Annotated in this window: 21 protein-coding genes and 1 riboswitch; of the genes, 6 read left to right on the top strand and 15 right to left on the bottom strand. The window is 70.3% G+C overall.

Annotated elements, in window-relative coordinates:
* Nucleotides 1-4 precede the first annotated feature (4 nt).
* Nucleotides 5-1,117: an ABC transporter substrate-binding protein gene (locus M2352_RS08975; protein WP_264665323.1), complete on the bottom strand. Its 1,113-nt coding sequence runs from the start codon at nucleotides 1,115-1,117 to the stop codon at nucleotides 5-7.
* Nucleotides 1,118-1,204: 87 nt separating this feature from the next.
* Nucleotides 1,205-1,325: riboswitch (TPP riboswitch) on the bottom strand.
* A gap of 182 nt (nucleotides 1,326-1,507) precedes the next feature.
* Between M2352_RS08975 and M2352_RS08970 the strand changes: the two genes are divergently transcribed.
* Nucleotides 1,508-3,682: a methyl-accepting chemotaxis protein gene (locus M2352_RS08970; RefSeq protein WP_264664153.1), complete on the top strand. Its 2,175-nt coding sequence runs from the start codon at nucleotides 1,508-1,510 to the stop codon at nucleotides 3,680-3,682.
* A gap of 8 nt (nucleotides 3,683-3,690) precedes the next feature.
* Here the strand turns inward: M2352_RS08970 and M2352_RS08965 are convergent, their stop codons facing one another.
* Nucleotides 3,691-4,152 carry a helix-turn-helix domain-containing protein gene (locus tag M2352_RS08965; RefSeq protein WP_264664152.1) on the bottom strand — a complete coding sequence of 154 codons (462 nt, stop codon included), beginning with the start codon at nucleotides 4,150-4,152 and terminating at the stop codon, nucleotides 3,691-3,693.
* A gap of 550 nt (nucleotides 4,153-4,702) precedes the next feature.
* Between M2352_RS08965 and M2352_RS08960 the strand changes: the two genes are divergently transcribed.
* Together M2352_RS08960 and M2352_RS08955 are read left to right on the top strand one after the other, a co-directional pair.
* Nucleotides 4,703-6,349, top strand: coding sequence for a protoglobin domain-containing protein (locus M2352_RS08960; protein ID WP_264664151.1), 1,647 nt, complete (start codon nucleotides 4,703-4,705; stop codon nucleotides 6,347-6,349).
* Between the two features lie 82 nt (nucleotides 6,350-6,431).
* Complete coding sequence (locus M2352_RS08955) at nucleotides 6,432-8,258, top strand: hypothetical protein (protein ID WP_264664150.1); 1,827 nt, start codon at nucleotides 6,432-6,434, stop codon at nucleotides 8,256-8,258.
* Here M2352_RS08955 and M2352_RS08950 read toward each other — a convergent pair whose 3' ends face one another.
* The 10 genes from M2352_RS08950 to M2352_RS08905 all read right to left on the bottom strand — a co-directional run bounded on the left by M2352_RS08950 (nucleotide 8,259) and on the right by M2352_RS08905 (nucleotide 18,633).
* The gene (locus tag M2352_RS08950; protein ID WP_264664149.1) at nucleotides 8,259-9,131 is read right to left on the bottom strand and encodes a DMT family transporter; all 873 of its coding nucleotides are present in this window, start codon (nucleotides 9,129-9,131) and stop codon (nucleotides 8,259-8,261) included. It lies immediately after the preceding gene.
* Between the two features lie 23 nt (nucleotides 9,132-9,154).
* Entirely contained in the window at nucleotides 9,155-10,489 is a 1,335-nt protein-coding gene (gene deoA, locus M2352_RS08945; protein ID WP_264664148.1) for a thymidine phosphorylase, read from the bottom strand.
* 4 nt (nucleotides 10,490-10,493) lie between these two features.
* Complete coding sequence (gene deoC / locus M2352_RS08940; protein WP_264664147.1) at nucleotides 10,494-11,312, bottom strand: deoxyribose-phosphate aldolase; 819 nt, start codon at nucleotides 11,310-11,312, stop codon at nucleotides 10,494-10,496.
* Nucleotides 11,313-11,350: 38 nt separating this feature from the next.
* Nucleotides 11,351-12,181: a purine-nucleoside phosphorylase gene (locus M2352_RS08935; RefSeq protein ID WP_264664146.1), complete on the bottom strand. Its 831-nt coding sequence runs from the start codon at nucleotides 12,179-12,181 to the stop codon at nucleotides 11,351-11,353.
* A 20-nt stretch (nucleotides 12,182-12,201) separates the two neighbouring features.
* Nucleotides 12,202-12,612: a cytidine deaminase gene (locus M2352_RS08930; RefSeq protein WP_264664145.1), complete on the bottom strand. Its 411-nt coding sequence runs from the start codon at nucleotides 12,610-12,612 to the stop codon at nucleotides 12,202-12,204.
* A 3-nt stretch (nucleotides 12,613-12,615) separates the two neighbouring features.
* Nucleotides 12,616-13,590 (bottom strand): ABC transporter permease, encoded by a 975-nt coding sequence (locus M2352_RS08925; protein ID WP_264664144.1) that lies wholly within the window; start codon nucleotides 13,588-13,590, stop codon nucleotides 12,616-12,618.
* Nucleotides 13,591-13,592: 2 nt separating this feature from the next.
* A complete protein-coding gene (locus M2352_RS08920; protein WP_264664143.1) occupies nucleotides 13,593-14,705 on the bottom strand; it encodes an ABC transporter permease in 1,113 nt (370 codons plus the stop codon).
* Nucleotides 14,706-14,940: 235 nt separating this feature from the next.
* Nucleotides 14,941-15,873, bottom strand: a complete 933-nt coding sequence (locus tag M2352_RS08915) for a hypothetical protein (protein ID WP_264664142.1) — start codon at nucleotides 15,871-15,873, stop codon at nucleotides 14,941-14,943.
* A 202-nt stretch (nucleotides 15,874-16,075) separates the two neighbouring features.
* Nucleotides 16,076-17,653 carry an ABC transporter ATP-binding protein gene (locus M2352_RS08910; RefSeq protein WP_264664141.1) on the bottom strand — a complete coding sequence of 526 codons (1,578 nt, stop codon included), beginning with the start codon at nucleotides 17,651-17,653 and terminating at the stop codon, nucleotides 16,076-16,078.
* Nucleotides 17,650-18,633 (bottom strand): BMP family lipoprotein, encoded by a 984-nt coding sequence (locus M2352_RS08905; RefSeq protein WP_264664140.1) that lies wholly within the window; start codon nucleotides 18,631-18,633, stop codon nucleotides 17,650-17,652. The genes M2352_RS08910 and M2352_RS08905 overlap by 4 nt, the downstream gene beginning before the upstream one ends.
* A 156-nt stretch (nucleotides 18,634-18,789) precedes the next feature.
* On the opposite strand from M2352_RS08905, the gene M2352_RS08900 reads away from it, so the two are divergent.
* From M2352_RS08900 to M2352_RS08890, 3 genes are all read left to right on the top strand, one after another.
* The gene (locus M2352_RS08900; protein ID WP_264664139.1) at nucleotides 18,790-19,524 is read left to right on the top strand and encodes a LysE family translocator; all 735 of its coding nucleotides are present in this window, start codon (nucleotides 18,790-18,792) and stop codon (nucleotides 19,522-19,524) included.
* A 314-nt stretch (nucleotides 19,525-19,838) separates the two neighbouring features.
* Nucleotides 19,839-20,753, top strand: coding sequence for a LysR substrate-binding domain-containing protein (locus tag M2352_RS08895; protein ID WP_264664138.1), 915 nt, complete (start codon nucleotides 19,839-19,841; stop codon nucleotides 20,751-20,753).
* A 27-nt stretch (nucleotides 20,754-20,780) separates the two neighbouring features.
* Nucleotides 20,781-21,797 carry a chorismate mutase gene (locus M2352_RS08890; RefSeq protein WP_264664137.1) on the top strand — a complete coding sequence of 339 codons (1,017 nt, stop codon included), beginning with the start codon at nucleotides 20,781-20,783 and terminating at the stop codon, nucleotides 21,795-21,797.
* Between the two features lie 12 nt (nucleotides 21,798-21,809).
* Here M2352_RS08890 and M2352_RS08885 read toward each other — a convergent pair whose 3' ends face one another.
* The 3 genes from M2352_RS08885 to M2352_RS08875 are packed head-to-tail and all read right to left on the bottom strand — an operon-like array spanning nucleotide 21,810 to nucleotide 24,500.
* Entirely contained in the window at nucleotides 21,810-22,607 is a 798-nt protein-coding gene (locus M2352_RS08885) for an ABC transporter ATP-binding protein (RefSeq protein ID WP_264664136.1), read from the bottom strand.
* A complete protein-coding gene (locus M2352_RS08880) occupies nucleotides 22,604-23,497 on the bottom strand; it encodes an ABC transporter permease (RefSeq protein ID WP_264664135.1) in 894 nt (297 codons plus the stop codon). Before M2352_RS08880 ends, M2352_RS08885 begins: the two co-directional genes overlap by 4 nt.
* Nucleotides 23,498-23,534: 37 nt before the next feature.
* Complete coding sequence (locus tag M2352_RS08875) at nucleotides 23,535-24,500, bottom strand: ABC transporter substrate-binding protein (protein WP_319802026.1); 966 nt, start codon at nucleotides 24,498-24,500, stop codon at nucleotides 23,535-23,537.
* Between the last annotated feature and the right edge of the window lie 2 nt (nucleotides 24,501-24,502).

The raw sequence follows: 24,502 nt of genomic DNA, 5'->3' as shown, positions 1-24,502 counted from the left end.
CTTTCTACTTCACAGCCCCATTCACCGCTCCATCGTACCGCTTGACCACCGCCGGCACCCGCGATGCCCCGTCGTAGCAGACGATGGCCGCCGAATGGGCCATGTTGCCGGTGCCGTCCGAGCGGTAGGTCATGGCCAGCCCCTCGTACGTCCCCGAGGCCAGCGCGGCGCGCACCTGCTCGGGCGTTTTGGCGCCCTTGCCCATGGCGTCCAGCACCATGCGCATGCCGTCGTACTGCCCGACGGCAAAGGCGTCGGGTTCGGCGTTGAAGGCGGCGCGGTAGGCGGCGGTGAACGCCTCCATGGCCGGGGTGCCGCCGGAGACGGGGGACGCCGCGGTTTCCGCGCACACGCCCTTCAACTCCGCCGGCTCCAGCAGGGCCGCGGTGCTGGGCTGGTGCATGGCCGAGCCGGCGACGATGGGCAGGCTCACCCCCGCCGCCGCCGCGGTGCGCACCATCAGCGCGGTGGGCGCGGAATGCAGGTGCAGCACCAGCACGTCCGGTTTCGCCTCCAGCGCCTTGGTCAGCACGGGCAGCAGATCCTTGGCCGCCGGGTCCACCCCCTCGGCGAACACCAGCGGCGCGCCCAGCGTTGCGAACGCCGGTTCCAGATGGGCCTTGCCGCTCTGGCCATAGGCGGTGGTCTGGTAGATCAGCGCCGGGCGGGTCTTGTGCAGTTCCTCCACCACATAGCGGGCATGGGCGCTCTTGGTCACCGCGTCGCCGGGGAAGAAGCGGAACACCCACGGGTTGCCGCGCTCGGTGATCGAAGCCGTGCCCGACACGGTGACCAGCGGCACCTTGTAATCCTGGGCCAGCGGCAGCATCGCCAGCATCTGCGTGCCCAGCATGCTGGCCGCCACCGCCGGCGGCGTGCCGCGGGACAGGGCGCGTTCCAGCGCCGTCGCCGCCGCCTCGGGCGAGGTGCCGGTGTCCACCACCTCCGCCGTCACCGACAGGGAGGCGGGGGCCTCCTTCACCGCCAGCACCGCGCCGTTGCGCTGGCTGGTGCCCTCCAGCGACAGGAATCCGGTCAGCGGCACCAGCACCGGCAGGCTTTCCGCCGCCGCCGGACCCGCAACCAAGGCCGCAAAAAGGGCCGACACACAGGACATCCGCCGCATCGCCACGCGCTCCACTCCCTCTTCGCCTCAGGCGACGGGGGGAACCCCGGCACGGGCCGGCCCATGGGGGTGCGGGCGGGGTGCGGGCTTCCGGCTCCCTTCGCTGGCATGATCCAGATCAGGTTCGATGGGTCTTCTCTCAGCCCCGGCCCGGCACGCACACGATCATGCCACCGGCGGGGCACCCCAGCCGTTCGAATGTGAACTGTCGCAACCCCGCCCCCGCCTGTCAAGACGGGCGGAAGGTCCGGTCTCGTGCGACAATACGCTGCTCGCCACCGTTGGGTGAGACACCGATCATACCGTTCCAATGCAAAGCGACGGCGCGCCCCTGCAACCGACGATGATGGGATCGAAGCGCCGCATTGGGAAGGAAACGTCATGGCCGCCACCCTCGCCGCCCCCCGTCCGTCCGCCCCCTCCCCGGCGCTGGACGACACGCCGCCCATCGACCGCGCCCTGTGGCGCATCGACGGCGATGCGGAACGGCGGCTGGCCGGCATGGCGCGCCCCCTGGACCCGGCCATCGACAAGGCGTTGGGGGATTTCTACCGTTTCGTCACGCAGAACCCTGCCACCGCCCCGCTGTTCCCCGACCCGTCGCGGGTGGAGCAGGCGCGGCGCGCCCACCACGCCCTGTGGCGGGATTTTTTCACCGGCGGGTTCGGCGACGGGTACGCCCAGCGCATCCGCACCGTGGGGCGGGTGCACCAGCGGGTGGGGCTGACGCCGGCCCAGTACATGGCGGGCTATGCCTTCATGCTGGAATCGCTGGTGCGCGACATCATCCTGACCAGCCGCAAACCCCAGGCCGCCGAGGATGCCGCCCTGTTGATCCGCACCGTGCTGATGGAGGCGGAAGCGGCGCTGTCCAGCTACATCCGCATCAACTCCGCCAGCGATTCCGAGGCGGAGATGCGGGAATTCGCCGACAGCTTCGAACGCGAACTGGGCGGGGCCGTCGATCTGGTCCGCCGCAACGCCACCGTGATGGAGGCGGCGGCGGACGAGGTGCTGGCCGCGTCCAACACCGTGTCCAGCCTGGGCGCCCAGGTCACCGCCGCGTCCCAGGACACCACCAGCCTGGCCGACAGCGTGGCCGACAGCGCGCGGGGCCTGTCGGAGTCGGTGGACGGCATCGCCCGGCGTGTGGAGCACGCGGCCCAGTCGTCCCGCGGCGCGTCGCAACGGTCGGCGCAGGCGCAGGAAAGTGCGGTGGCCCTGACCACCGCGTCGGAACGCATCGGGTCCGTCGTCACCCTGATCGAACGGATCGCCAAGGAAACCCGCCTGTTGGCCCTCAACGCCTCCATCGAGGCGGCACGGGCGGGTGACGCCGGCCGGGGATTCGCCGTGGTGGCGAACGAGGTGAAGACGCTGGCCGACCAGACCAACAACGCCACCAGCGACATCCGCACCCAAATCGAAACCATGCAGGGGTTCATCCGCGACACTGCCGCCATCATCCACGAGGTGGGCACCCAGGTGGACGCGGTGGCGACCGACATCGGCAACGTGACCGTCTCCGTCGCCGAACAGGCGGAGGTCACCCGCACCATTGCCGGCCACGCCGACACCATGGCCGACACCATGCGCCGCATGCACGGCAGCATCGAGGAGGTGGCGGCGTCCGCCGGCCACGCCACCGCCAAGGCGGGGGAACTGTGGGAAAACGCGTCCGTCATCGTCAAGCAGATCTACGGCATCCGGCGGCGGGTCACCGCCTCGCTGCGCGGCACCCATCTGGGCAACCGGCGGCGGGAGGAACGGGTGGCCGTGGACCTGACCTGCACCGGGGACGCGGGCGGCACGCCGTTCCGCGGGCGGCTGGACAACATCTCCACCGGCGGGTGCCAGGTGCGCGACATGACGCCCGCGCCGTCCGCCGGCCAGCCGCTCCGCCTGGACATCCAGAACCTCGGCCCCGCCACGGGTGCGGTGGTGGGGGTGGACGGCGACATGGTGCATGTGCGCTTCGATCCCCTGCCCCCGCCCTTCCTGGCCCGGCTTCAGCCGCTGATGGCCGAGGCGCTGGCGCGGGATGCCGAACTGACCGCCATCGCCCGCGATACCGCCGCCGCCGTCGGCGCCCTGTTCGAGACAGCCGTGGACCGGGGGGAGATCGGCATGGACCGGCTGTTCTCCGCCGATTACGCCGCCGTGCCCGGCAGCAACCCGCCGCAATACACCACCCCCTTCACCGACCTGTGCGACCGGGTGCTGCCGGGGTTGCAGGAGCCGGTGGTGGGCCGCAACCCGCGCATCGTGTTCTGCGTGGCGGTGGACCGCAACGGTTACCTGCCCACCCACAACCGTGCCTATTCCCAGCCCCAGCGGCCCGACGATCCGGTGTGGAACACCGCCAACAGCCGTCACCGCCGCCTGTTCGACGACAGCACCGGGCTGGCCGCCGCCCGGTCGCGCCAGCCGGCGCTGATCCAGACCTACCGCCGCGACATGGGCGGCGGGCGCATCGCGTCGATGAAGGACATCTCCGCCCCGGTCTATGTGAAGGGCAAGCATTGGGGGGCCGTGCGGCTGGGCTGCACGGCCTGAGCGCCCCCTTATTCCGGGTGCCCCACCGCCAAGGCCAGGATGTCGGCCAGATCGTGATCGGCGGCGATGTCCACCGGGGTGCCGGGCAGCAACAGCGCATCCGCCGGAGTGGGGCCGCCAACGGCGTCCAGCCGGCGGGACAGAAGCCGGAAGTACAGCACCACCAGCCGCGCCTGGGTCAGCGGGGGAATGCGCAGGCCGGTGCGCGCCTTGTGGATTTCCAGCCCGGCGATCAGGTTGTTCAGCAGGGTTTCCGTCATGGTCAGATCCCCTGACGCCTGCCCGCGGGCGGCGGCCATGCGCCCACAGCCCGTGGCCACCCAGTCCAGCGATACCCCCACCGGAGCGCACAGCTTCACCAGCGTGTCGAACGGCGCGCGGTTGATCCCCTTCACATAACGGCTGAGCTGCTCGGCCGTCACCCCGGCCGCCCGCGCGGCGGCGGATTTCGACGGATATGCGTCGATCACCGCGGATATTCGAGGCCCCAGACCATCCAGGTGAGACTCGGCCGGGACGGACACGGTGCAATCCTGGATTTCCATCTCTTTTCCCATTGAAAATGCTCATTTTTTCAGACGACGAAACAAGCACAAGCGTCGATGGAAACCTGCGGCTGCGCCATAGCGATTATGTGTGGGATGACCAGACAAAAAATTGAAAAATACGCATTTATGCCGATATCCAACAATGATCTCAAAAATCTATAGAGAAAAATTATCAATACCCAATGTTAACTTTGTCGCATTGACCAGAATTGTTAATTTTATTTACTGATTGATGATCATGCATTACCCACCGATTCGCCACGAATTTCTTGGTTATGAGAAGTTTTATCCCTTATTATTTCTTTTTTATCCGGTATTTTTTGAAATATCATGTCTTGGTAAATCCACATTTTTTATCAATTCTATCAGTGTCCGGGAAAAATTACGCTTTGCAGAGAACGTCCTTGCGTGCCCTCAACTGTCATATGACAAGACGCTCATCAACGGATCTCCTACGCCCCGGATCAAGATTATGATGACCGCCTCCCTTCCCAACGAAGAGCGTCTGCGTTTTTGCCGTATAACCCCTGAGACCCTGAAAACCCTGGCAGAAATCAGACCTGTTCTGGAAGCCGCCATCCCCGCGATCCTCGACGAATTCTATGCTCATCTGCGGCAATGGCCGAATTTGGCGCATCTGTTCTCGTCTCCCACGGCAGAGGCACGGGCCAAGACGGCGCAGATGCGCCATTGGCTGCGGCTGTTCTCCGGCACACTGGGGGAGGAATATTTCGCCTCCGCCCGGCAAGTGGGCATGGCCCACCACCGCATCGGGCTGGAGCCGCGGTGGTACATCGCGGGATACGCGTTCGTCACCGACCGCCTGATCGCCGCCATCTCCGGCCATCTGGCGCGCGGCTGGCCGGGGATCACCCGGCGCGCCCCCCTGGCCGCGGTGCTGAAGGCGGTGAACAGCGCCATCATGCTGGATATGGATCTGGCGCTGGCCGCCTATTTCGACGCGGGTGCGGCGGCCAAGGCCCACGCGCTCAACACCATGGCCGACACGGTGGAGGAACAGGCGGGCCATGCCATCGCCTCCATCGCCGAACGGGCGGACGGGATGCGTGCGGGGATGACCGCCATGGCCGAATCGTCCGACCGGGTGGGCCGCAACGCCCAGACCGTGGCCGCCGCCGCCACCCAATCCCTGTCCAACGCCAACACGGTGGCGGCGGCGGCGGAACAGCTCACCGCCTCCATCGGCGAGATCGCCCGCAACGTGGCCCACGCGGGCGAACTGACACGCGACGCGGTGGCCCAGAGCGACGCGGCGCAATCCATCGTCGTCACCCTGTCGCAAGCGGTGGAGAGCATCGGCAGCGTCACCCAGCTCATCAGCGACATCGCCAGCCAGACCAATCTGCTGGCGCTCAACGCCACCATCGAGGCCGCCCGCGCGGGCGAGGCCGGCAAGGGCTTCGCCGTGGTGGCGGGCGAGGTGAAAAGCCTGGCCAGCCAGACCGCCCGCTCGACCGAGGAGATCACCCGCCTGATCGGCGACATCCAATCCATCAGCGGCAGCGTGGTGACCGCCATGACCGGGGTCGGTGACGGCATCCGCCGCATCGACCACGTGGCCGGCGCCATCGCCGCGGCGGTGGAACAGCAGGGTGCCGCCACCGGCGAGATCACCCGCAACGTGGCCGAAACCGCCAGCGCCGCCCGGAACGTGGCGTCCCTGATTGCCGTGGTGTCGCAGGAAGCCGTGACCAGCAGCGCGGATGCGCAGTCGCTCAGCACCGCCGCCGCCGGGCTGGCCGCCGACGCCCAGACCCTGCGCGGGAATCTGGTGCGGATCATCCGCGGCTCCACGCCCGACGTGGACCGGCGCCGCCAGCCCCGCTATGCGGTGGATCTTCCCTGCCGCATCGACACCGCGGGCGGAGCCGGCGGCGGGCGGCTGGTCAACCTGTCCGAAGGCGGCGCGCTGGTCAGCGGCGGCCCGGCCATGGCCACGGGCGGACGGGGCACGCTGACCGTCGATGCCCTGAACCTGCGGCTGGAGTTCCGGGTGCTCGACCGCTGCGGGGAGCAGGCGCACCTGATCTTCGACGCCGCCCCGCAAACCCGCACGGCCCTGTCCGCCCACCTGGAACGGTACGCCCCCGCCCGCTGACGGGGCCGGACGGCGCCGGTTGCCGCGCCGCCGCGGGGGCTGTACACCGGAGCATCCGGTTCACCACGGTCTGGCCCCCTCCATGACGACCCTGCCCTCCTTCCTTGCCCTTCCCGTTCTGGCGGAATGCGCCGCGGCCCTGCTGGTGGCCGTGGCTCTGACCGGGATCGGGCGGATGGTGTTCGCGCTGCTGCGGGTTCCGTCGCTGCCCTGCGATTCCCTCCATGCCTTCGCCGCCGGGTGGGGTGTCGCCGCCTTTGCGGTGGCGGCGGCGGCCATGGCCGGGCTGTCGGTGGAATCGGCGGGGTGGGTGGTGCTGCTGACCGGCAGCCTGTGCTTTCCGGTCTGGCTGATGCGCGCACCGCCGGGCACGGTCCAGCCGCTGCTGACGGCGGTGGCGGGGGTGCTGCCCGTGGTTCTGGCCGCGGCGGCGGTGCCGGCCACCCAGTTCGACGAGTTCGCCCACTGGCTGCCCAACGCGCTTTACCTGTTCGATACCAACACCCTGCCCGGCCCCGACACGCCCAACCTTTTGACCGGCAAGCAGGGATACCCCATCGCCGGACCGCTGCTGACCGTGCTGGGCAGTCTGGCCGCCGGCCATTGGAGCGAGACGGCGGCCAAGCCGGTGACGGTGCTGATGGCGGCCATGCTGGCGCCCGTGCTGGCCTCGGCCCTGACCGGGCGCCGGCGGGAAGACGCGGCGGGCCTGCCCATGCTGCTGACGGCGGTGCTGGCGCTGGCGGTCACCCTGCTGAACCCGTTCTTCGACCCGCGCATCGCCATCACCACCTATTCCGACACGCCGACGGCGCTGTTGCTGGCGGCGGCGGTCCACGCCCTGTGGCGGGCCATGGAGGATCAGGACAGCCGCACCGCGTGGCTGTGGCGGGCGGGCTTTGCCGTGCTGGCGCTGGTGCAATTGCGCGAAACCAATCTGGGGCTGACGGCCGGGCTGGCCGCGGCGGCGGCGCTGGCCGGCTTCTGGCTCTACCGCCGCCGGGGAAGCGGCGTGACGGCGGCGGCCCTGCTGCCGCTGGGGCTGCGGGTGCTGGGACCGGGGCTGGCGGCGCTGGTCCTGTGGCGGCTGCACCTGATCGACGCCGCCATCGGCCCCGACATGGCTCCCCGCCCCGCCGCCGCGTGGGATTGGGGCGCGCCGCTGGTGGTGGCCCGCGCGCTGCTGTTCGACCGGCTGGCCAACAACCCGCTGATGGGCGGGGCGGCGGCCCTGGTGGCGGCGCTGTTCCCCATCGGGCTGCTGGCCGCGTGGCGCTGGGGCCGCACGGGCGACAAGGCGATCTTGCTGCTGCTGGCCGGTCTGGCCGGCACCCAGGCCGCCCTGCTGGGCTTCGCCTACATCGCCGTCTTCAGCCGGGAGGAGGTGGAGGCCGCGTCCAGCGCCTGGCGCTACGCCGGTCAGGTGGGGCCGAGCGTTCTGCTGGCTCTGGCCGTGCTGGCCGGCGGGCGCGGCTGGCGGCTGCCGGCGGCGCTGGGGACCGTGGCGGCGGGTGTGGCGGGCATCGTCCTGGTGATGGCGGTGCAGACCGCCGGACACAACCGCTGGCGGCTGGAGTGCGCCTATGCCGGCACGGCCGCCATGCGGGCCATGAGCACGGAGCTTCTGGCCGGGCTGTCCCCGTCCACGGTGGTGGCGGTGCACCACCCCGCCGAATGGCGCCTCACCCAGGTGATGACGGCGCTGGTCCGGGCGCAGAACGGCGGCGGCTTCTTCCGCCCCGCGGTGGTGCCGGTTCCCCCCGGCGCCCCGGTGCCCGGTGCGGCGGTGCTGGATCTGAGTGCTGTGCCGGTGGGGCCGCTGGCCGGGCCGGTCACCGCCCGCCTGACCCTGCCCGACGGGCGGGAGAAGCAGGCCACGGCATCCCCACCCCCGTCCTGCCGGCGGTGATCACACCCCCCGCACGTCCATGCGCAGGAGATAGAGGCCGCTGGCGATCACCACCGCCCCACCCACCAGCACGCCGTTGCCGGGCCAGTCGCCGAACACCACGGCGCCATAGAGCAGGCCCCACAGGATCTCCATGTACTGGAACGGCGCCACCACCGGCACCGGCGCGATGCGGAAGGCGCCCAGCAGGCACAGCAGCGCCAGCCCGCCGCACACCCCGCACACCGCCATCAGCCCCAGATCGCCCAGCGACGGCGCCACGAAGACGAAGGGCAGCGCCGCCCCGGTCAGCATCGTCACCATCAGGTTGCCGTAGAAGGGAAAAGCCGCCGCCGTCTCCCCCCGCCCCCAGCGGCGCACGATGATGCCCGACAGGGAATAGCTGACCGCGCTGACCAGCGCCGCCAGGGCGCCGATGTTGAACAGATCCTGCCCGGCGGGACGCAGCATGCCCAGCACGCCCGCGAACCCCACCGCCACCGCCGCCCAGCGCCGCGGCCCCACCCGTTCGCCCAGCAGCGCCCCGGCCAGGGCGGTGATGATGAGCGGGGACGCGAACAGAATGGCATAGACGTCGGCCAGCGGCAGCTTGGTGAAGGCGAAGAACGCCCCGCCCCCGGCCCCCAGCCCGGCCAGCCCGCGCAGGATCTGCAGCCCCGGACGCCGGGTGGCCAGCCCCGCCGGCCCACCGGTCAGAAGCCCATAGGCGGCGATGGTGACCACCGAGAACAGCGCGTTGAAGAACATGGTCTCCACCAGCGGATAGCCGCGGGTGAGGAATTTCATCAGCGTGTCGGTGATGGGGAACAGGGCAAACCCCGCCAGCGCCAGAAGAACGCCGGTGCGGCGGTCCTGCGGCAAGGGGGCCGCCATGGTGTCGTGCTTGGAGGACAGGATCAGAGCCTCAGCGGGATCAGGGGGCCGGCGGCGGGTGCGGCATCGGCGACGGTGACCGCGGCGCGCAGGGCGTCCGCCGCCGCGTCCGCCGCCGCGTCCGTGGCGGCGTGGACCACGGCCAGCGGGCGGCCGCCGGGGCCGACATCCTCGCCCGGTGCGGCGGTGGACGAGAAACCGGCGGCGTGGTCGATGCGGTCCGCGGTGTCCACCCGCCCGCCGCCCAGGCGGATGATCGCAACGCCGATGGCGCGGGTGTCCATGGCCGCCACCACCCCGGCACGGGCGGGGAACACCGGGCGCACCACCGGGGCCGCGGGCAGATGGCGTTCCGGGTGCTCCAGCAGGTCCGCCGGCCCGCCCAGCGCCGCCACCATGCGGGCGAAGCGTTCCGCCGCCCGCCCGTCGGCCACCGCCGCGTCGAACCGCCGCCGCCCCTCCGCCGCATCGGCGGCCAGCCCGCACAGGGCCAACAGCTCGGCCCCCAGTTCCGCCGTCACCTCATAGAGCCGGGGGTCGGGTGCTTCGCCGCGCAGAACGGCAATGGCTTCACGCATTTCCACCGCGTTGCCGGCGGTGCGGCCCAGCACCTGATTCATGTCGGTCAGCAGCGCCACCGTGGGCAGCCCGGCGCCGCGGGCCACCCCGGTGATGGAGCGGGCCAGCGCCTCGGCCTCGGCCTGCGTGGCCATGAAGGCGCCGTTGCCGAATGTCACATCCATCACCAGCCCTTCCAGCCCCGCCGCCAGCTTCTTGGACAGGATCGACGCTGTGATGAGGTCCAGGGATTCCACGGTGCCGGTCACGTCGCGGATGGCATAGAGCCGCTTGTCCGCCGGGGCCACCTCGGGCGTCGCCCCCACCACGGCGCAGCCCACATCCGCCACCACCCGGGCCAGCCGGTCCAGGCCGGGGAGCGCCTGATAGCCGGGAATGCTCTCGAACTTGTCCAGCGTGCCGCCGGTGTGGCCCAGCCCCCGCCCCGACACCATGGGCACGAAGGCGCCGCAGGCCGCCAGGGCCGGGGCCAGGATCAGGCTGGTCTTGTCGCCCACCCCGCCGCTGGAATGCTTGTCCACCACCGGCCCCGGCAGGTGGTACGGGCGCCAGTCCACCACCGTGCCGGAATCGCGCATGGCCAGCGTCAGCGCCACCCGCTCGCCCATGTCCATGCCGCGGCAGCACACGGCCATGGCAAAGGCCGCGGCCTGCGCCTCGGTCACCCCGCCGCCGGTGATGCCGGCGACGAAGGCGCCGATCTCCGCCGGGGTCAGGGACAGGCCGTCACGCTTGCGGCGGATGATCTCCTGCGGCAGCAGCCGCGGGGACGGTGCCATGGCCTCAATACCCCTTGCCCGCCGCAGCGCTTTCCACGGGCGCGTGCCCCAGGTCGGCCAGCAGCGCGTCCAGCAGGCCCGAGGCGCCGAACCGCACCGTGGCCGGCGTGGCCCAGGTGGGGCCGCGCAGCCCGTCGGCCAGATGCAGATAGGCCGCCGCCGCCGCGGTGTCGCGGATGCCGCCCGACGCCTTGAACCCCACGGGACGCTTCGACTGGCCGATGGCTTCCAGGATCAGGGCCGCCGCCGCCAGCGTCGCCGCGGGCGTGATCTTGCCGGTGGAGGTCTTCAGGTAATCGGCCCCGGCGGCGATGGCGTCGCGGGCGGCCCACGACAGCAGGTCGGGGTCGGGGAAGGCGCCGGATTCCAGGATCACCTTCATCACCACCCCCTCCCCGCACGCCTCGCGGCAGGCGCGCAGCAGGTTCAGCGGGCGGGTGCGCTCCCCGTCGATGAAGGCACGGTAGGGAAGCACCACGTCGATCTCGTCCGCCCCGTCGGCGATGGCGGCGCGGGTCTCCGCGGCCACCTCGGCCGCCGTGCTCTCCCCGGCGGGGAAATTGACCACGGTGGCGATCTTGACCGGCGCCCCCTTCAGCGCCGCGCGGGCGGTCTTGACGAAGCGGGGCCACACGCACACCGCCGCCACCGGCCCCGCCGGGGTCAGGGCGCGGGCGCACAGCGCCTTGGCCGACTCCCTGGTGTCGCCGTCGTTCAGGCTGGTCAGGTCCAGCAACGCCAGCACCCGCCGGGCGGTGTCCGCCGTGACCTCCACCTCGCACGCCGCATCGACGGCCCGCTGCAACTCATCGGTCAGTTTCATCGTTCCACAGCCCCCCCCGTGTTGATACGAAGCGCCCCTTACCCCAAACGCTTCAGAAAACCGATCAGCAACCGCTCCAGATCCGACGCCGCCACCGACGCCTGCGCCAGCGTGTGGGTGTGGCTGACCTGCTCATCGCTCAGGCCCACGCCCAGGTTGGTGATGACCGCACAGCCGGCCACCGCCATGCCGCAATGGCGGGCGATGATGCATTCCGGCACCGTGGACATGCCCACGGCGTCGGCCCCGAGGATCCTCAACATCCGAACCTCCGCCGGGGTTTCGAAGCACGGGCCGGACAGGGCGGCGTACACCCCTTCGGCCAGCGGCAGCCCCATCTCCGCCGCCGCATCCTGCATCACCGCGCGCAGGGACGGCGCCCAGGCGTCGGTCAGGCCCGGAAAGCGGGGGCCGAAGGCGTCGTCGTTCGGCCCGGTCAGCGGGTTGACGCCCAACAGGTTGATGTGGTCGCGGATCAGCATCAGCCGCCCCGGCCCCACATCCACGTCCAGCGACCCGGCGGCACAGGTCAGCACCAGCGTGCGGCAGCCCAGCCGGTGCAGCGACCGGATCGCCAGCCGCAGCGCCCCGAATCCCTTGCCCTCATAGGCATGGACGCGGCCCTGCATGCAGGCGACCGTCTGCCCGCCCAGTTCCCCCACCACCAGATGACCGGCGTGCCCGGCCACCGTGGGCCGGGGAAAACCGGGAATGGTGTCGTAGGGGATGGTGACGGCGTTGCCGATCCGCTCGGCGATCCGGCCCAGCCCCGACCCCAGCACCAGCCCCACCCGTGGCCGGTGCTGAAGCGCGCGGGCGCGGATCACCGCCACCGCCGCATCGACCGCCCGTTCCGCGTCCGTCAGCATCGCCGCATCCCCTTCCGTCATCAGAAGTTCAGATTTTCAGGGCCGAAGGAATCGGGCAGAAGGCCGCAGAGGGAAAAACTCTTCCGCCACCCCTCCGGCCCCCCCACGTGAACCGGCACGCCGCCGGCGGCAAATTCGCGGATGCGCTGGCGGCAGCCGCCGCAGGGCGTGCACAGACGCCCGTCCCCCGGCTCGCCCCCCACCACGGCCACGGCGCGGATGATCCGGTCGCCGGCGGCGATCATGGCGCCGATGGCGTTGGCCTCCGCGCACAGGCCCAGGGGATAGGCGGCGTTCTCCACATTGCAGCCGGTGAAGATGCGCCCCGACTCCGACAGCACCGCCGCCCCCACCATGAAGCGGGAATAGGGGGCGTGGGCGTGGGCGCGCACCGCGCGGGCGGCGTCGAGCAGGGTGTCACGGTCAACCATCTCTCACCGCTCCTTGATGTAAGGCTGGCCGCTGGCCCTGGGCGGCACCGCGCGCCCGACGAAGCCCGCCAGCAGCAGCACCGTCAGGGCATAGGGCAGCGCCTGGATGAACTGCACCGGAATGACCCCCACCACCGGCAGCGCCACCCCCTGAAGCCGGATCTGCACCGCGTCGATGAAGGCGAACAACAGGCAGGCCAGCAGCGTCGGTCCCACCCGCCATTTGCCGAAGATCAGTGCGGCCAGCGCCAGATACCCCTTGCCCGCCGTCATGTCGCGCACGAACCCCGCCCCGTGGGCGATGGACAGGTACGCCCCGGCCATGCCGGTCAGCACCCCCGTCACCACCAGCGCCTGATACCGCAGCCGTGTGACGGAAATGCCGGCGGTGTCCACCGCCGCCGGATTTTCCCCCACCGCCCGCAGGCGCAGCCCGAAACGGGTGCGGTACAGCACGAACGCCGACACCGCCACCACCGCCGCGGCCAGCAGCACCACCACGCTCACCTTGCCGAACAGGATGGCGTAGACCGGCCCGATCACCGGGATGTCCGCCGCCGCCGCGGTGCCGGGAAAGGCCACCGCCGGCAGCCGGGCCGAACCGGGCAGCAGCGGCGTCTGCCCGCCCAGGGAAAACCACGCGAACGCCAGCGTCGGCGCCAGCCCGGCCACCAGGATGTTGATGGCCATGCCCGACACCACCTGATTGCCGTTGTGGGTGATGCAGGCGAAGCCGTGCAGCAGCGCCAGCGCCACGCCCGCCGTCACCCCCGCCGCCAGCCCCAGCCACGGGTCGCCGGTGGCCGAGGCGGTGGCGGCGGCGAAGAAGGCGCCGGCCAGCATCTTGCCCTCCAGCCCGATATCGACCACCCCGGCCCGTTCGCAATAAAGGCCGGCGAAGGCCGCCAGCACCAGCGGCGTGGCGACGCGGACGGCGGAATCCAGCAGCAGAAGGATGGTGGTGACGGCGTCCTCCATCGTCACCCCTCCCCCCGGCGGCGGAACAGGGCCGCCACCTGCGGGCGGAACAGGTGTTCCAGCGCGCCGGCGAACAGGATCACCAGCCCCTGGATCACCATCACCAGCTCCCGGTTCAGCCGGGGAAAATCGAACGACACCTGCCCGCCACCCTGGGCCAGAACCCCGAACAGCAGCGCCGCGAGCATGATGCCCGCCGGGTGGTTGCGCCCCATCAGCGCCACGGCGATGCCCACGAACCCCACCCCGTTGGTGACGTTCAGCAACAGCCGGTGCTGCACGCCCAGAATGTCGTTGACCCCGCAGAACCCGGCCAGCGCCCCCGACAGCGCCATGGCCAGCATGACGGCGCGGGCGGGGGAAATGCCGGCATAGACCGCCGCCCGCTCGTTCCGCCCCACCACCCGCAGCCCATAGCCCCAGCGGGTGTGCCACAAAAACAGATAGACCAGACCGCAGCACGCCAGCGCCCACAGGAACGACAGGTTCAGCGGCGACGGCGCCACCGTGACCCCGAACCACCCCAGAACCCGGTCCATGGTCGGCAGCCACACGCCGGGATCGAACTCCCGCGATTCGGGGCTTTGCTGGCCGGGCTTGATGAGAACGTCCACCAGCAGCCACGTCATCAGCGCCGCGGCCAGGAAATTGAACATGATGGTGGTGATGACGATGTGGCTGCCCCGCCGGGCCTGGAGCCAGCCGGGCACCCACGCCCACGCCGCCCCGAACAGCGCCGCGGCGCCGGTGGCGGCCAGGGCCGCCGCCCACCACGGCCAGCCGGGCACCGCCAGCGCCACCAGACCGGCCCCCAGGCCGCCCAGATACGCCTGTCCCTCGCCGCCGATGTTGAACAGCCCGGCGTGGAAGGCCACCGCCACCGCCAGCCCGGTGAAGATGTAGCCGGTGGCGTAATAGAGGGTGTAGCCGATGGCCTCGGGGTAGCCCAGCGCCTCCCCCACCATCACGGTCATGACCGCCAGGGGGTTTTCCCCGATGGCGAGAATCACCAGCGCCGACACCGCCAGCGCCGCCACGAGGTTGAGCAGCGGCAGCAGCGCGTAATCGGCCCAGGGCGGCAGCCCCCCCGGCGCCACGTGCGATTCCGAAGTCATGCGCCCCCGCTGTTGTCTGCCCGCTGCGTGCGGCCCGAGGGTGCCTTGTCGCACCCGCCGACGCAAGGGCGGGGACGCATCGGGCGAACCACAACCATCACCCTCTCCCCGCCGGGGAAAGGGCCGATTTTCGCGTGGAACGCCCGAAAATCGAGCCGTCAGGCTCTCAAAACATCAAGCTTGGAGTTGCTTCGCAACGGATGCCGGGCGTTCCGCGCGAAATCCGCCTCTCACCCTACCCTCTCCCCGACGGGGAGAGGGAATTCCGCCGCCGCGGGGCGGTCTCCCGCGGTGGAACGGGGCCGAGCACGCTTTCGCGCCAGCGGCTGAACTGGGCGATCACCGAGCGGTATTTCTCGTAAGCCCCGTCGCCGAACCGGATGTTGAAACCGGTCTCGTCATAGGGATCCTTGTCCCCCTGCACCACCTGCGCCAGGATGCCGAAGAAGGCGTTGAACAGCGCGTCGTCCATGGTAAAGCGCTCGCCCGCATCCTGAAGCGCGCGGTTGAAGTTGCAGATGAAGGTGTTGCGCTGGTTGTTGAAGTAACGGAACCGCCCGAACACGTAGAAGATCACCTGTTCGTTGATGGCGTTGGCGGCGAAATTCTCCAGCAGCGACCGGCTGAACGACGCATCGTCGTCGGATTTGATCTGCACATAGATGTTGCGCGCCCGCTCGTTCAGGCTTTCGACCTCCTGCGGCGACAGGATGCTTTCCAGCCCGGCGCGCAGGCCCACGATGTAGGGGTGGAACCGCCCGCCCCCCACGTCGTCGGACAACTCCACCGTGTTGGCGACGAACATGCGGGTCAGGAAATCCTTGCGCCGGTCGTTCAGCGCCGGATTCGACACCTTGCACTGCTCGCACACCGATTTGAGCGCCGGGCCGATGATCTGGAAATTACGGTCGATCTCCTCCATCGCCCGGCGAATCCGGGCTGCGCCCTGGCTGCCGTTGGACGCGGAATGCTCCACCGCGTGCAGGAAGATCTGCCGCGCGATGTCCCAATGGGCGCGGTAGAAGGAACTGATCTTGGCTTTGGTGCAGGAATCGGTCTTGGCGGGGTGATTCCCCGCCTTCGCGGCGGCGGCGCAGGGCAGCGGTTCCGGCGGCGATTCCGCGCGCCTGGAAACCGTCTTGCCCTCGGGCCTGGGGACACGCCGCATAATACCCTCTTCCACGGGATGCAGAAACGCCTGCCCCCGTCACGAAATTGTGTCTTTCGATAATAGTGTGCGGCGGAACATCATGACTGGGAATGCTGCGCCTACCGGAATATTGGCGGTGTGCGTTCAAAAACTGTTAACGTGAGTAAGGTTTTTCGACGGCGACTTCATCATCGTCCGCTTGTGATATATCGGTCACGGTTCAACCGGCATGATGGGGGGCCGCTCCGGCCATCATCAGCCCCAGCCGGCGTTCGTCGGCGGACTCCGGCGTCAATTCGCCCACCACCGCCCCGTCGAACATCACCAGGATCCGGTCGGACAGGGACAGGATCTCGTCCAGTTCCACCGACACCAGCAAAATCGCCTTTCCCGCCGCGCGCAGGTCCATCAGGCGGCGGTGGATGAAGTCGATGGCGCCGATGTCCACCCCGCGGGTGGGCTGACCCACCAGCAGCAGCGCGGGGTTGCGTTCGATCTCGCGGGCCAGCACCAGCTTCTGCTGGTTGCCGCCGGAGAAATTGGCCGCCGCCAGGGCGACATCGCGGGGGCGGACGTCGTAACGCTCCATCACCGCCGCGCACCGCTCCTTCACCCCCCGCCAGCGCATCCACAGCCGCCCGCCGGCCTCCGCGGTGTTCTGATGGCCGAGGATCAGGTTTTCATAGGCCGGGAATCCGGTGACCAGCCCCACCTTCTGCCGGTCCTCCGGCACATGGCCCACGCCCAGCCGGCGCAGGCCGGCGGCGGTGAACAGGTCCGGGCGGGCGGTCAGGTCGATGCCGTTCAGCCGCACCCGCCCTCCGGCCAAGGGGCGCATGCCGGCCAGCGCCTCCAGCAGTTCCGACTGGCCGTTGCCGGAAACGCCGGCGATGCCCACCACCTCCCCCGCCCGCACGGTGAAAGAGACGCCGCGCACCCGCTCCGCCCCGCCGGGGCCGCGCACGCGCAGCCGCTCCACCTCCAGCACCGGGGTGCTGCCGGCGGGGAATGCCGGCTTTTCCACCGCCAGCGGCACGGTGCGGCCCACCATGCGTTCGGCCAGCTCCTCCCGCGTGGTGGCGGCCGTGATCAGGGTGTCCACCACGCGGCCCTGGCGCATGACCGTCACCCGGTCGGTCAGGGCCATGATTTCCCTGAGTTTGTGGGTGATGATGACGATGGTCTTGCCCTGGCCGCGCAGCGCGCGCAGCACGCGGAACAGGTGGATGGTTTCCGGCGGGGTCAGCACGCCGGTGGGTTCGTCCAGAATCAGCAGGTCGGCGCCGCGGTAGAGCGCCTTCAGGATCTCCACCCGCTGCTGGGCACCCACGGGCAGTTCGCCCACCGGGCGGTCAAGATCCACCTCCAGCCCGTAATCGCGGGCCAGTTGCTCCAGGGCGGTCCGCGCGCGGGCCAGGGCCGGACCGATGATCCGCCCGCCCTCGGCCCCCAGCAGCACGTTTTCCAGCGCGGTGAAGGTGTCCACCAGCATGAAATGCTGATGCACCATCCCCACCCCCCGGCGGATGGCGTCGGCGGGGGAGCGGCAGGCCAGCGGCTCCCCGTTCAGCAGCACGGCGCCCGAATCGGGATGGAGATAGCCGTAGACGATGGACATCACCGTCGTCTTGCCGGCCCCGTTCTCGCCGATGATGCCGTGGATGGTGCCGCGGTCCACCCGCAGCGACACCCCGCGGTTGGCGTGGTTGGCACCGAACCGTTTGTCGATGCCGCGCAGTTCCAGCGCCGGCACCGGATCCGCCGCCGCCGGCTGCGTGTGGTGGTCCGCGTGGCTCACGGCTGGTAGGGCTGCACCGTCAGGGCGCCGGAGACGATCCTGGCCCTCGCCTCCTCCACCGCCTGTTCCATGGCGGGGGTGATGAGGGCGCGGTTGTGTTCGTCGATGGAATAACCCACGCCGTCCTCCTTCAGCCCCAGCACCTGATGTCCGGGGGTCCAGGTGCCGGCCTTGGCGGCGGAGAAGCAGTCATAGACCGCCACATCCACCCGCTTGATCATGGAGGTCAGGATCTTGCCGGGGTGCAGGTGGTCCTGGTTGGAATCGACGCCGATGCCCAGCTTGCCGGCGTCGGCTGCTGCCTGAAGCACGCCCAGGCCCGTGGCCCCGGCGGCGGCGAACACCACGTCGGCCCCGCGCCCGAACTGGCTGAGCGCCAGTTCCGCCCCACGGGCCGGATCGTTCCACGCCGCAGGCGTGGTGCCGGTCATGTTGGCGATGACGGTGCCCTTGGCGTTGGCGTGGCGCACGCCCTGTTCATAGCCCACCAGGAAATTGCGGATCAGGGGAATGTCCATGCCGCCGACGAACCCGACGGTCCCGGTTTTCGACGCCAGGGCGGCCAGGACTCCGGCCAGGAACGACCCTTCGTGCTCCTTGAAGGTGATGGAGCGGACGTTGGGGCGGTCGAGCTTTTCGTCGATCAGGCAGAATCTGGTGGCGGGGAATTCCTTGGCCACCTTGTCCAGCGGGGCGGCCTGGGCAAAGCCCATGGCGATGACGACCGTGGCGCCCCGCCGCGCCATGGTGCGCAGCGCCTGTTCGCGCTGGGCCTCGTTGGTGACTTCGAAATCGCGGTAGGCGATGCCGCTTTCCTTGGCGAAACGCTCGGCCCCGCGGTAGGCGGCCTCGTTGAAGGATTTGTCGAACTTGCCGCCCATGTCATAAACCACGGCGGGCACGAAATCGGCGGCCCACACGCCCGCCGGAACCGCGCACACAAGAACCGCCACCCCCAGAACCCGCTTGAGCGCCTTCATCCCCGCCCCTTTCCACCGTTCACCGGATTGCGGGACCAAAGGATAAACGCGCAACCCGCCGCCGGGAACTGGGGAAATGCACCCTCTTATGCAGGGGCTGGGCGTTGACTTGGGCGGCGGGGGACGGATATCACCCCAGCCTATCGGAAAAGACTCATGAACCGGGCCGTTCCCACCGCGGGGACCGGTGCCGGAGCGGGGGTCAGGGACAAGGATGCCGCGCTCGTGCTGACGGATCTGCTGCTGGTGCTGATTCAGGGAATCGTCCTGGGTGTGGCCATCGCCGCCCCGGTCGGTCCCATCGGTCTGCTGTGCATCCGCCGCACCATCGAGCACGGGCCGTTCCTGGGCTTCACCACCGGCATGGGGGCGGCGGTGGCCGATACCATCTACGGCGCCATTGCGGCGTTCGGGGTGTCGGCGGCGCTGAGCTTCCTGACCGGGCACCAGACGCTGTTCCGCGTGGTAGGCGGCGTGTTCATGCTGGCGGTCGCCGTGCGCACCTTCCGCCAGAAGCCGGCGGTGGAGGAGAAGGAGGTGGAAAGCGCGCTCCGCCTGAACGCCACGGCGCTGCGCGGCTTCATCACCGGGCTGACGCTGACGCTGACCAACCCGGCCACCATCCTGGCCTTCATCGCCGTGTTCGCCGGATTCGGGCTGGGGGCCAAGCTCGACCGTTTCGATGCCGCCACCCTGGTGCTGGGGGTGTTCATCGGGTCCGCCGGCTGGTGGCTGGCGCTGTCGTCGGGGGTGGCCGCCGTGCGCCACCGCATCACCGAGGATGGGTTGACGGTGCTGAACCATGTGACGGGCGTCGGGCTGGCGCTGTTCGCCGCCTGGGCGCTGGGCACCGCGGCGCTGAACGAATTCTGGCCGGGGTTGCTTCCCTGACAGGTTTAGGGGCGGGCGGGCACCGTCAAGGAGGCCGGAGATGAGGGCGCCCGCCCGTCCACGGAACCATCCCAGCACCGATCAAAGGTGAGATGGTTCCGGGCCGATCCCCCGCCGCGCACCCGGCGGGAGAAAGAAGCAAAAGCAACGAGACCAAACTGTTTGGCCGGCACTTGCCGGAAACGGTGTTTTCGGAACCGTCCGGCCGATGGTCTGTTTCCGGCTGCTTGCCTGTTTTGAACGTCTCCAAACGATGCCCTGGCGAACGGCCTCCGTCCAATTGTTTTTTCCAACCGCTGTGATAGGAAGGGCCGATGATTGATGCCGTCACCCTTCGCCAGCTCCGCTATCTCGTGGCCGTGGCCGACACGCTGCATTTCGGGCGCGCCGCATCGGCCTGTCACGTCAGCCAGCCCAGTCTGTCCGCCCAGATCCAGCAGTTGGAAGACGCGCTGGGCGTGGCCTTGGTGGAACGCACCCAGCGCCGCGTGCTGCTGACGCCCGCAGGGCGGGAGGTGGTGGCCCGCGCCCGGCGGATTTTGGGGGAGGTCAGCGATCTTGCCGCTTTCGCCCGCGGGGCGGGCGCACCGCTGTCGGGGGAAGTGCGGCTGGGGGTGATTCCCACCCTGGCGCCCTATTACCTGCCGGGGGTTCTGCCGTGCCTGCGCGCCGAGCACCCGGATCTGAAGCTGCTGCTGCGGGAGGATCTGACGGGCCGGCTTCTGGACATGCTGCGGGCCGGGCGGCTGGACGCGCTGATCCTGGCGCTGCCGGTGGACGATCCGGGGCTGGAATCGGCCCCGCTGTTCGACGAGCCGTTCCATGTGGCCCTGCCCGCCGGCCACCCGCTGGCCGCCCACGAGTCCCTGAGCGAAGACGCGTTGCAGGGCGAGCGGCTGCTGCTGCTGGAAGAGGGGCATTGCTTCCGCGATCAGGCGCTGGCCGTGTGCGGTTTTGACGCACGGGGCGGGGACCGCGACGGTTTCGCCGGCACCTCGCTCAACACCCTGTGCGAGATGGTGGCCGGGCGAATCGGCATCACCCTGCTGCCGGCCCTGGCCGCCGCCCGCGCGCCCGCGGGCGTGGAAACCCGTCCCTTCACCGCCCCCGCCCCGTCGCGGCGCATGGGGCTGGCGTGGCGGCGTGGCAGCCCGCGGGATGGGGAGCTGCGCCTGCTGGGGGATTGTCTGCGCGCCCATGCCCCGCCCGGCGTCACGCCCGCGGGATGACGGCGGGCGGGGCGGTTCTATGCTACCATGGCGGCCTGTTTCCACCGCCCTGCCCCACCCGCCCGCATGCGCCCGATCCTGTCCGCCGCAGCCCTGCTGACGGTGCTTGCCCTGCCCGTTTCCGCCCAGGAGCCGTCCCACATTCCGGTGCCGGTCCCGCCGCCGGATCCGTCGTCCGCCGCCGAGTTGATCCCGCCCCTCGCCCCGGCCGGGCCGCGCCCGCTGGCCGAGATCCAGGGGGTGATCGACACGGTGGATTCGCAAATTCTCGGGCTTTTGAACCAGCGGGCCGCCCTGACGGCGGAAGCCTTGCAGCGGGTGGAGCCGGACAAGGCCCAGCCCGGCGGCTTCCAGCCGGGGCGGCAGGCCGCGCTGCTGCGGCGGCTGGCGGTGGACAACCGCGGGCCGCTGCCGTCCACGGCGCTGGCGCGCATCTGGACCGAGATCATCGGTGCGTCGATTCGGGTGGAACAGACGCTGACCGTGGCCTTTGCCGGGCACGAGACCATCGCCGCCCCGCTGGCGGTGGAGTATTTCGGCACCGGCATGACCATGGTCCGCGCCCGCACCCCCGACGCGCTTCTGGAGATGGTGGCCACCGATCAGGCCCATGTGGGGGTGGTCGAGCTGGACTCGGGCGACGACTCGAACCGCTGGTGGCGCCGCCTGCTGGAGCCGGTGAACGGGCGGCGGCTGCGGGTGGTGGCCCGCCTGCCCTTCCTTCCCCCCGCCCCCGGCCATGTGCGGGCCACCGGATTCGTGGTGGCGCCGTTCGACGCCGACCCGTCGGGCCGGGACAGGCTGTTGCTGGCGGTGGATGCCGATTCCGGCACCTCGGCCAAGGCCGCGGGCACGGCGCTCGGCGTTCTGGGCTGGCGCGGGGTATCGGTGCTGGACCAGGGGGATATCGATTCGGGCCGCGGCTTCCTGGTGGAAGCCGACAAACCCGAAACCCTGCCGCCGGAACCCGACCCGGCGTCGGGGGTTCTGTGGCGGGTGGTGGCGGTGGGCGGCTATGCCGCCCCCCTGACGGCGGGGGAGTGACGGCCCGCCCCCTTACCCCATCAGCAGCGCATCGTCGGTGATCTCCGCGCCGCCGCGCTGGCGGGCGAACAGGGCCAGCAGGTGCGGCACGTCCAGCCCCGCCCGCTCCTCTCCGGCCACGTCCAGCGCGATGCGCCCTTCGTGCAGCATCAGCGTGCGGTGGCCGTAATCCAGCGCCTGGCGCATGCTGTGGGTGACCATCAGCGCGGTCAGGCGGTTCTCGTCCACCACCCGGCGGGTGAGCTGCAGCACGAATTCCGCCGTGCCGGGATCGAGCGCCGCCGTGTGCTCGTCCAGCAGCAGGATCTTCGATCCCGACAGCGCCGCCATCACCAGGCTGACCGCCTGCCGCTGCCCGCCGGACAGCAGGCCCATGCGGTCGCCCAGCCGGTCTTCCAGCCTCAGCCCCAAGGCCGCGATGCGGTCACGGAACAGCGCCCGCCGGCCATGGCCCAGTGCCGGCGACAGACCCCGGCGGCGCCCGCGGGCGGCGGCCAGGGCCATGTTCTCCTCGATGGTCAGGGTGGCGCAGCTTCCGGCCAGCGGATCCTGGAACACGCGGGCCACCAGCCCGGCCCGCCGCGGGGTGGGCCAGCGGGTGACGTCGGTGCCGTCGATGGCGATGAAGCCGCCGTCGGCCAGCACGTCGCCGGCCAGCGCGCCGAGAAAGGTGGACTTCCCCGCTCCGTTGGAGCCGATGACGGTGACGAACTGCCCCTCGGGAATGGTCACGCTCACGCCACGCAGCGCCGGCTTTTCCAGCGGCGTGCCGGGGTTGAAGGTGACGTGGAGATCCTTGACCTCGATCATGCCGCCGCCCTCCGGGTTTTGCGCCTGGCCTTCAGCCGCGGCAGGATCAGCGCCACCGCCACCAGCACCGCCGTGACGAGGTTGAGGTCGGAAGCCTGAAGCCCGATGGCGTCCGCCGACAGGGCGAACTGCACCGCCAGCCGGTAGAGGATCGACCCCACCACACAGGCGGCCAGCGCCCACACCATGCCCTTCAGCGGCAGCACGGTTTCGCCGACGATCACCGCCGCCAGCCCCACCACGATGGTGCCCATGCCGGTGGTCACGTCGGCAAAGCCGTTGGTCTGGGCGAACAGCGCGCCGGCCAGCCCCACCAGCCCGTTGGACAGGGCGATGCCGAAACCCACCTGCCGCCCGGTGTCGATGCCCTGGGCGCGGGCCATGCGGGCGTTGACGCCGGTGGCCCGCATGGCCAGCCCCGCCTCGGTGGACAGGAACCACGCCAGCAGCAGCACCGTCACCGCCACGAAGGCCAGCACCAGCAGCGGGCGGACGATGTGTTCCGGCAGCCCCAGCCCGTAAAAGGGCGTCAGCACCGTGTCCTGCATCAGGATGGCGACGTTGGGCCGCCCCATGACCCGCAGGTTGATCGAGAACAGCGCGATCATGGTCAGGATGCTGGCCAGCAGGTGCAGAATGTGGAACCGCAGGTTCAAGACCGCCGTCACCAGCCCCGCCCCCGCCCCGGCCAGCACCGCGGCCAGGGTGGCGGCCCACGGGTTGGCGCCGGCGACGATCAGCGTCGCCGCCACCGCCGCCCCCAACGGAAAGCTGCCGTCCACCGTCAGGTCGGGAAAGTCCAGCACCCGGAACGACAGGAACACGCCCAGCGCCACCAGGGCATAGACCAGCCCGATTTCGACGGCCCCGAAAAAGGCGATGTCACTCATGATCGACGCAACCGTCCTTTCGGGAAGGATCTTGCCTTCAGGGAAGAATCTTGGAGGCGCGCTTGGTCACCGAGTCCGGCAGCGTCACGCCCATGGCCGCGGCAGCCTTGGCGTTGACCACCAGATCGGAGCCGCGGGCCATCTCCACCGGGATGGCGCCGGGCTTCTCGCCCTTCAGCACGCGGGCCACCATGGCGCCGGTCTGTTCGCCCACCTGACGGTAATTGAACCCGATGGTGGCGACGGCACCGCGGGCCACGCTGTCGCTGTCGGCGGAAAACACCGGCAGCTTGGACTGGACGCCCACGGCCAGCAGCCCCTCCAGCGCCGACACCACCGTGTTGTCCAGCGGCACGTACACCGCATCCACCTTGCCCACCAGACTGCGGGCGGCGGTCTGCACGTCGGCGGATTTGGGGGCTGCGGCCTCCACCACCGTCATGCCGCTCTTGGCCGCGGCGTCCTTCAACACCTTGATCATGGAGACGGAGTTGGTCTCGCCGGGGTTGAACACCACGCCCACGCGCGTGGCCGCCGGCACGATCTCCTTGATCAAGGCCAGATGGTCGGCCACCGGGGCCATGTCGGACACGCCGGTGATGTTGGCGCCGGGGGCGTCCAGCGACTTGACGATCTGCGCCCCCACCGGGTCGGTCACCACCGAGAACACCACCGGCAGGTCGCGGGTGGCCGCCGCCACCGCCTGGGCCGAGGGGGTGGCGATGGGCACGATCACGTCGGGCTTCATGCCGGCGAAGCGGCGGGCGATCTGGGCGGCGGTGGCCGGGTTGCCCTGGGCGCTCTGGAACTCGATGGTCAGGCCGGCGCCGGCCTTGTACCCCGCCTGATCCAGCGCGGCGATCACGCCGTCCCGCACCGCGTCCAGGGCCGGGTGCTCGACGATGGCGGTGATGGCGACGGTCTTGCCGTCCGCCGCCTGAACCGAAACCGCACCGCCGGCCAGCGCCAGAGCCATGGCCGCCCCGGCCATAACGCGCATCATGC

The organism is Azospirillum fermentarium, from assembly GCF_025961205.1.
Lineage (GTDB): Bacteria > Pseudomonadota > Alphaproteobacteria > Azospirillales > Azospirillaceae > Azospirillum > Azospirillum fermentarium.
Note: the sequence above shows the minus strand (reverse complement) of the source record. Positions and strands in the feature narration are given on the sequence as shown.

What these genes read in the sequence shown, in the direction of transcription:
- M2352_RS08970 (WP_264664153.1), top strand. Translation starts at nt 1,508, where the DNA reads ATGGCCGCCACCCTCGCCGCCCCCCGTCCGTCCGCCCCCTCCCCGGCG.
- M2352_RS08955 (WP_264664150.1), top strand. Translation starts at nt 6,432, where the DNA reads ATGACGACCCTGCCCTCCTTCCTTGCCCTTCCCGTTCTGGCGGAATGC.
- M2352_RS08875 (WP_319802026.1), bottom strand. Translation starts at nt 24,500, where the DNA reads ATGATGCGCGTTATGGCCGGGGCGGCCATGGCTCTGGCGCTGGCCGGC.
- M2352_RS08920 (WP_264664143.1), bottom strand. Translation starts at nt 14,705, where the DNA reads ATGACTTCGGAATCGCACGTGGCGCCGGGGGGGCTGCCGCCCTGGGCC.
- M2352_RS08890 (WP_264664137.1), top strand. Translation starts at nt 20,781, where the DNA reads ATGGCGGCCTGTTTCCACCGCCCTGCCCCACCCGCCCGCATGCGCCCG.
- M2352_RS08960 (WP_264664151.1), top strand. Translation starts at nt 4,703, where the DNA reads ATGATGACCGCCTCCCTTCCCAACGAAGAGCGTCTGCGTTTTTGCCGT.
- M2352_RS08935 (WP_264664146.1), bottom strand. Translation starts at nt 12,181, where the DNA reads ATGCTGACGGACGCGGAACGGGCGGTCGATGCGGCGGTGGCGGTGATC.
- M2352_RS08925 (WP_264664144.1), bottom strand. Translation starts at nt 13,590, where the DNA reads ATGGAGGACGCCGTCACCACCATCCTTCTGCTGCTGGATTCCGCCGTC.
- deoA (WP_264664148.1), bottom strand. Translation starts at nt 10,489, where the DNA reads ATGGCACCGTCCCCGCGGCTGCTGCCGCAGGAGATCATCCGCCGCAAG.
- M2352_RS08905 (WP_264664140.1), bottom strand. Translation starts at nt 18,633, where the DNA reads ATGAAGGCGCTCAAGCGGGTTCTGGGGGTGGCGGTTCTTGTGTGCGCG.
- M2352_RS08915 (WP_264664142.1), bottom strand. Translation starts at nt 15,873, where the DNA reads ATGCGGCGTGTCCCCAGGCCCGAGGGCAAGACGGTTTCCAGGCGCGCG.
- M2352_RS08880 (WP_264664135.1), bottom strand. Translation starts at nt 23,497, where the DNA reads ATGAGTGACATCGCCTTTTTCGGGGCCGTCGAAATCGGGCTGGTCTAT.
- M2352_RS08895 (WP_264664138.1), top strand. Translation starts at nt 19,839, where the DNA reads ATGATTGATGCCGTCACCCTTCGCCAGCTCCGCTATCTCGTGGCCGTG.
- M2352_RS08900 (WP_264664139.1), top strand. Translation starts at nt 18,790, where the DNA reads ATGAACCGGGCCGTTCCCACCGCGGGGACCGGTGCCGGAGCGGGGGTC.
- M2352_RS08975 (WP_264665323.1), bottom strand. Translation starts at nt 1,117, where the DNA reads ATGTCCTGTGTGTCGGCCCTTTTTGCGGCCTTGGTTGCGGGTCCGGCG.
- M2352_RS08885 (WP_264664136.1), bottom strand. Translation starts at nt 22,607, where the DNA reads ATGATCGAGGTCAAGGATCTCCACGTCACCTTCAACCCCGGCACGCCG.
- deoC (WP_264664147.1), bottom strand. Translation starts at nt 11,312, where the DNA reads ATGAAACTGACCGATGAGTTGCAGCGGGCCGTCGATGCGGCGTGCGAG.
- M2352_RS08950 (WP_264664149.1), bottom strand. Translation starts at nt 9,131, where the DNA reads ATGGCGGCCCCCTTGCCGCAGGACCGCCGCACCGGCGTTCTTCTGGCG.
- M2352_RS08930 (WP_264664145.1), bottom strand. Translation starts at nt 12,612, where the DNA reads ATGGTTGACCGTGACACCCTGCTCGACGCCGCCCGCGCGGTGCGCGCC.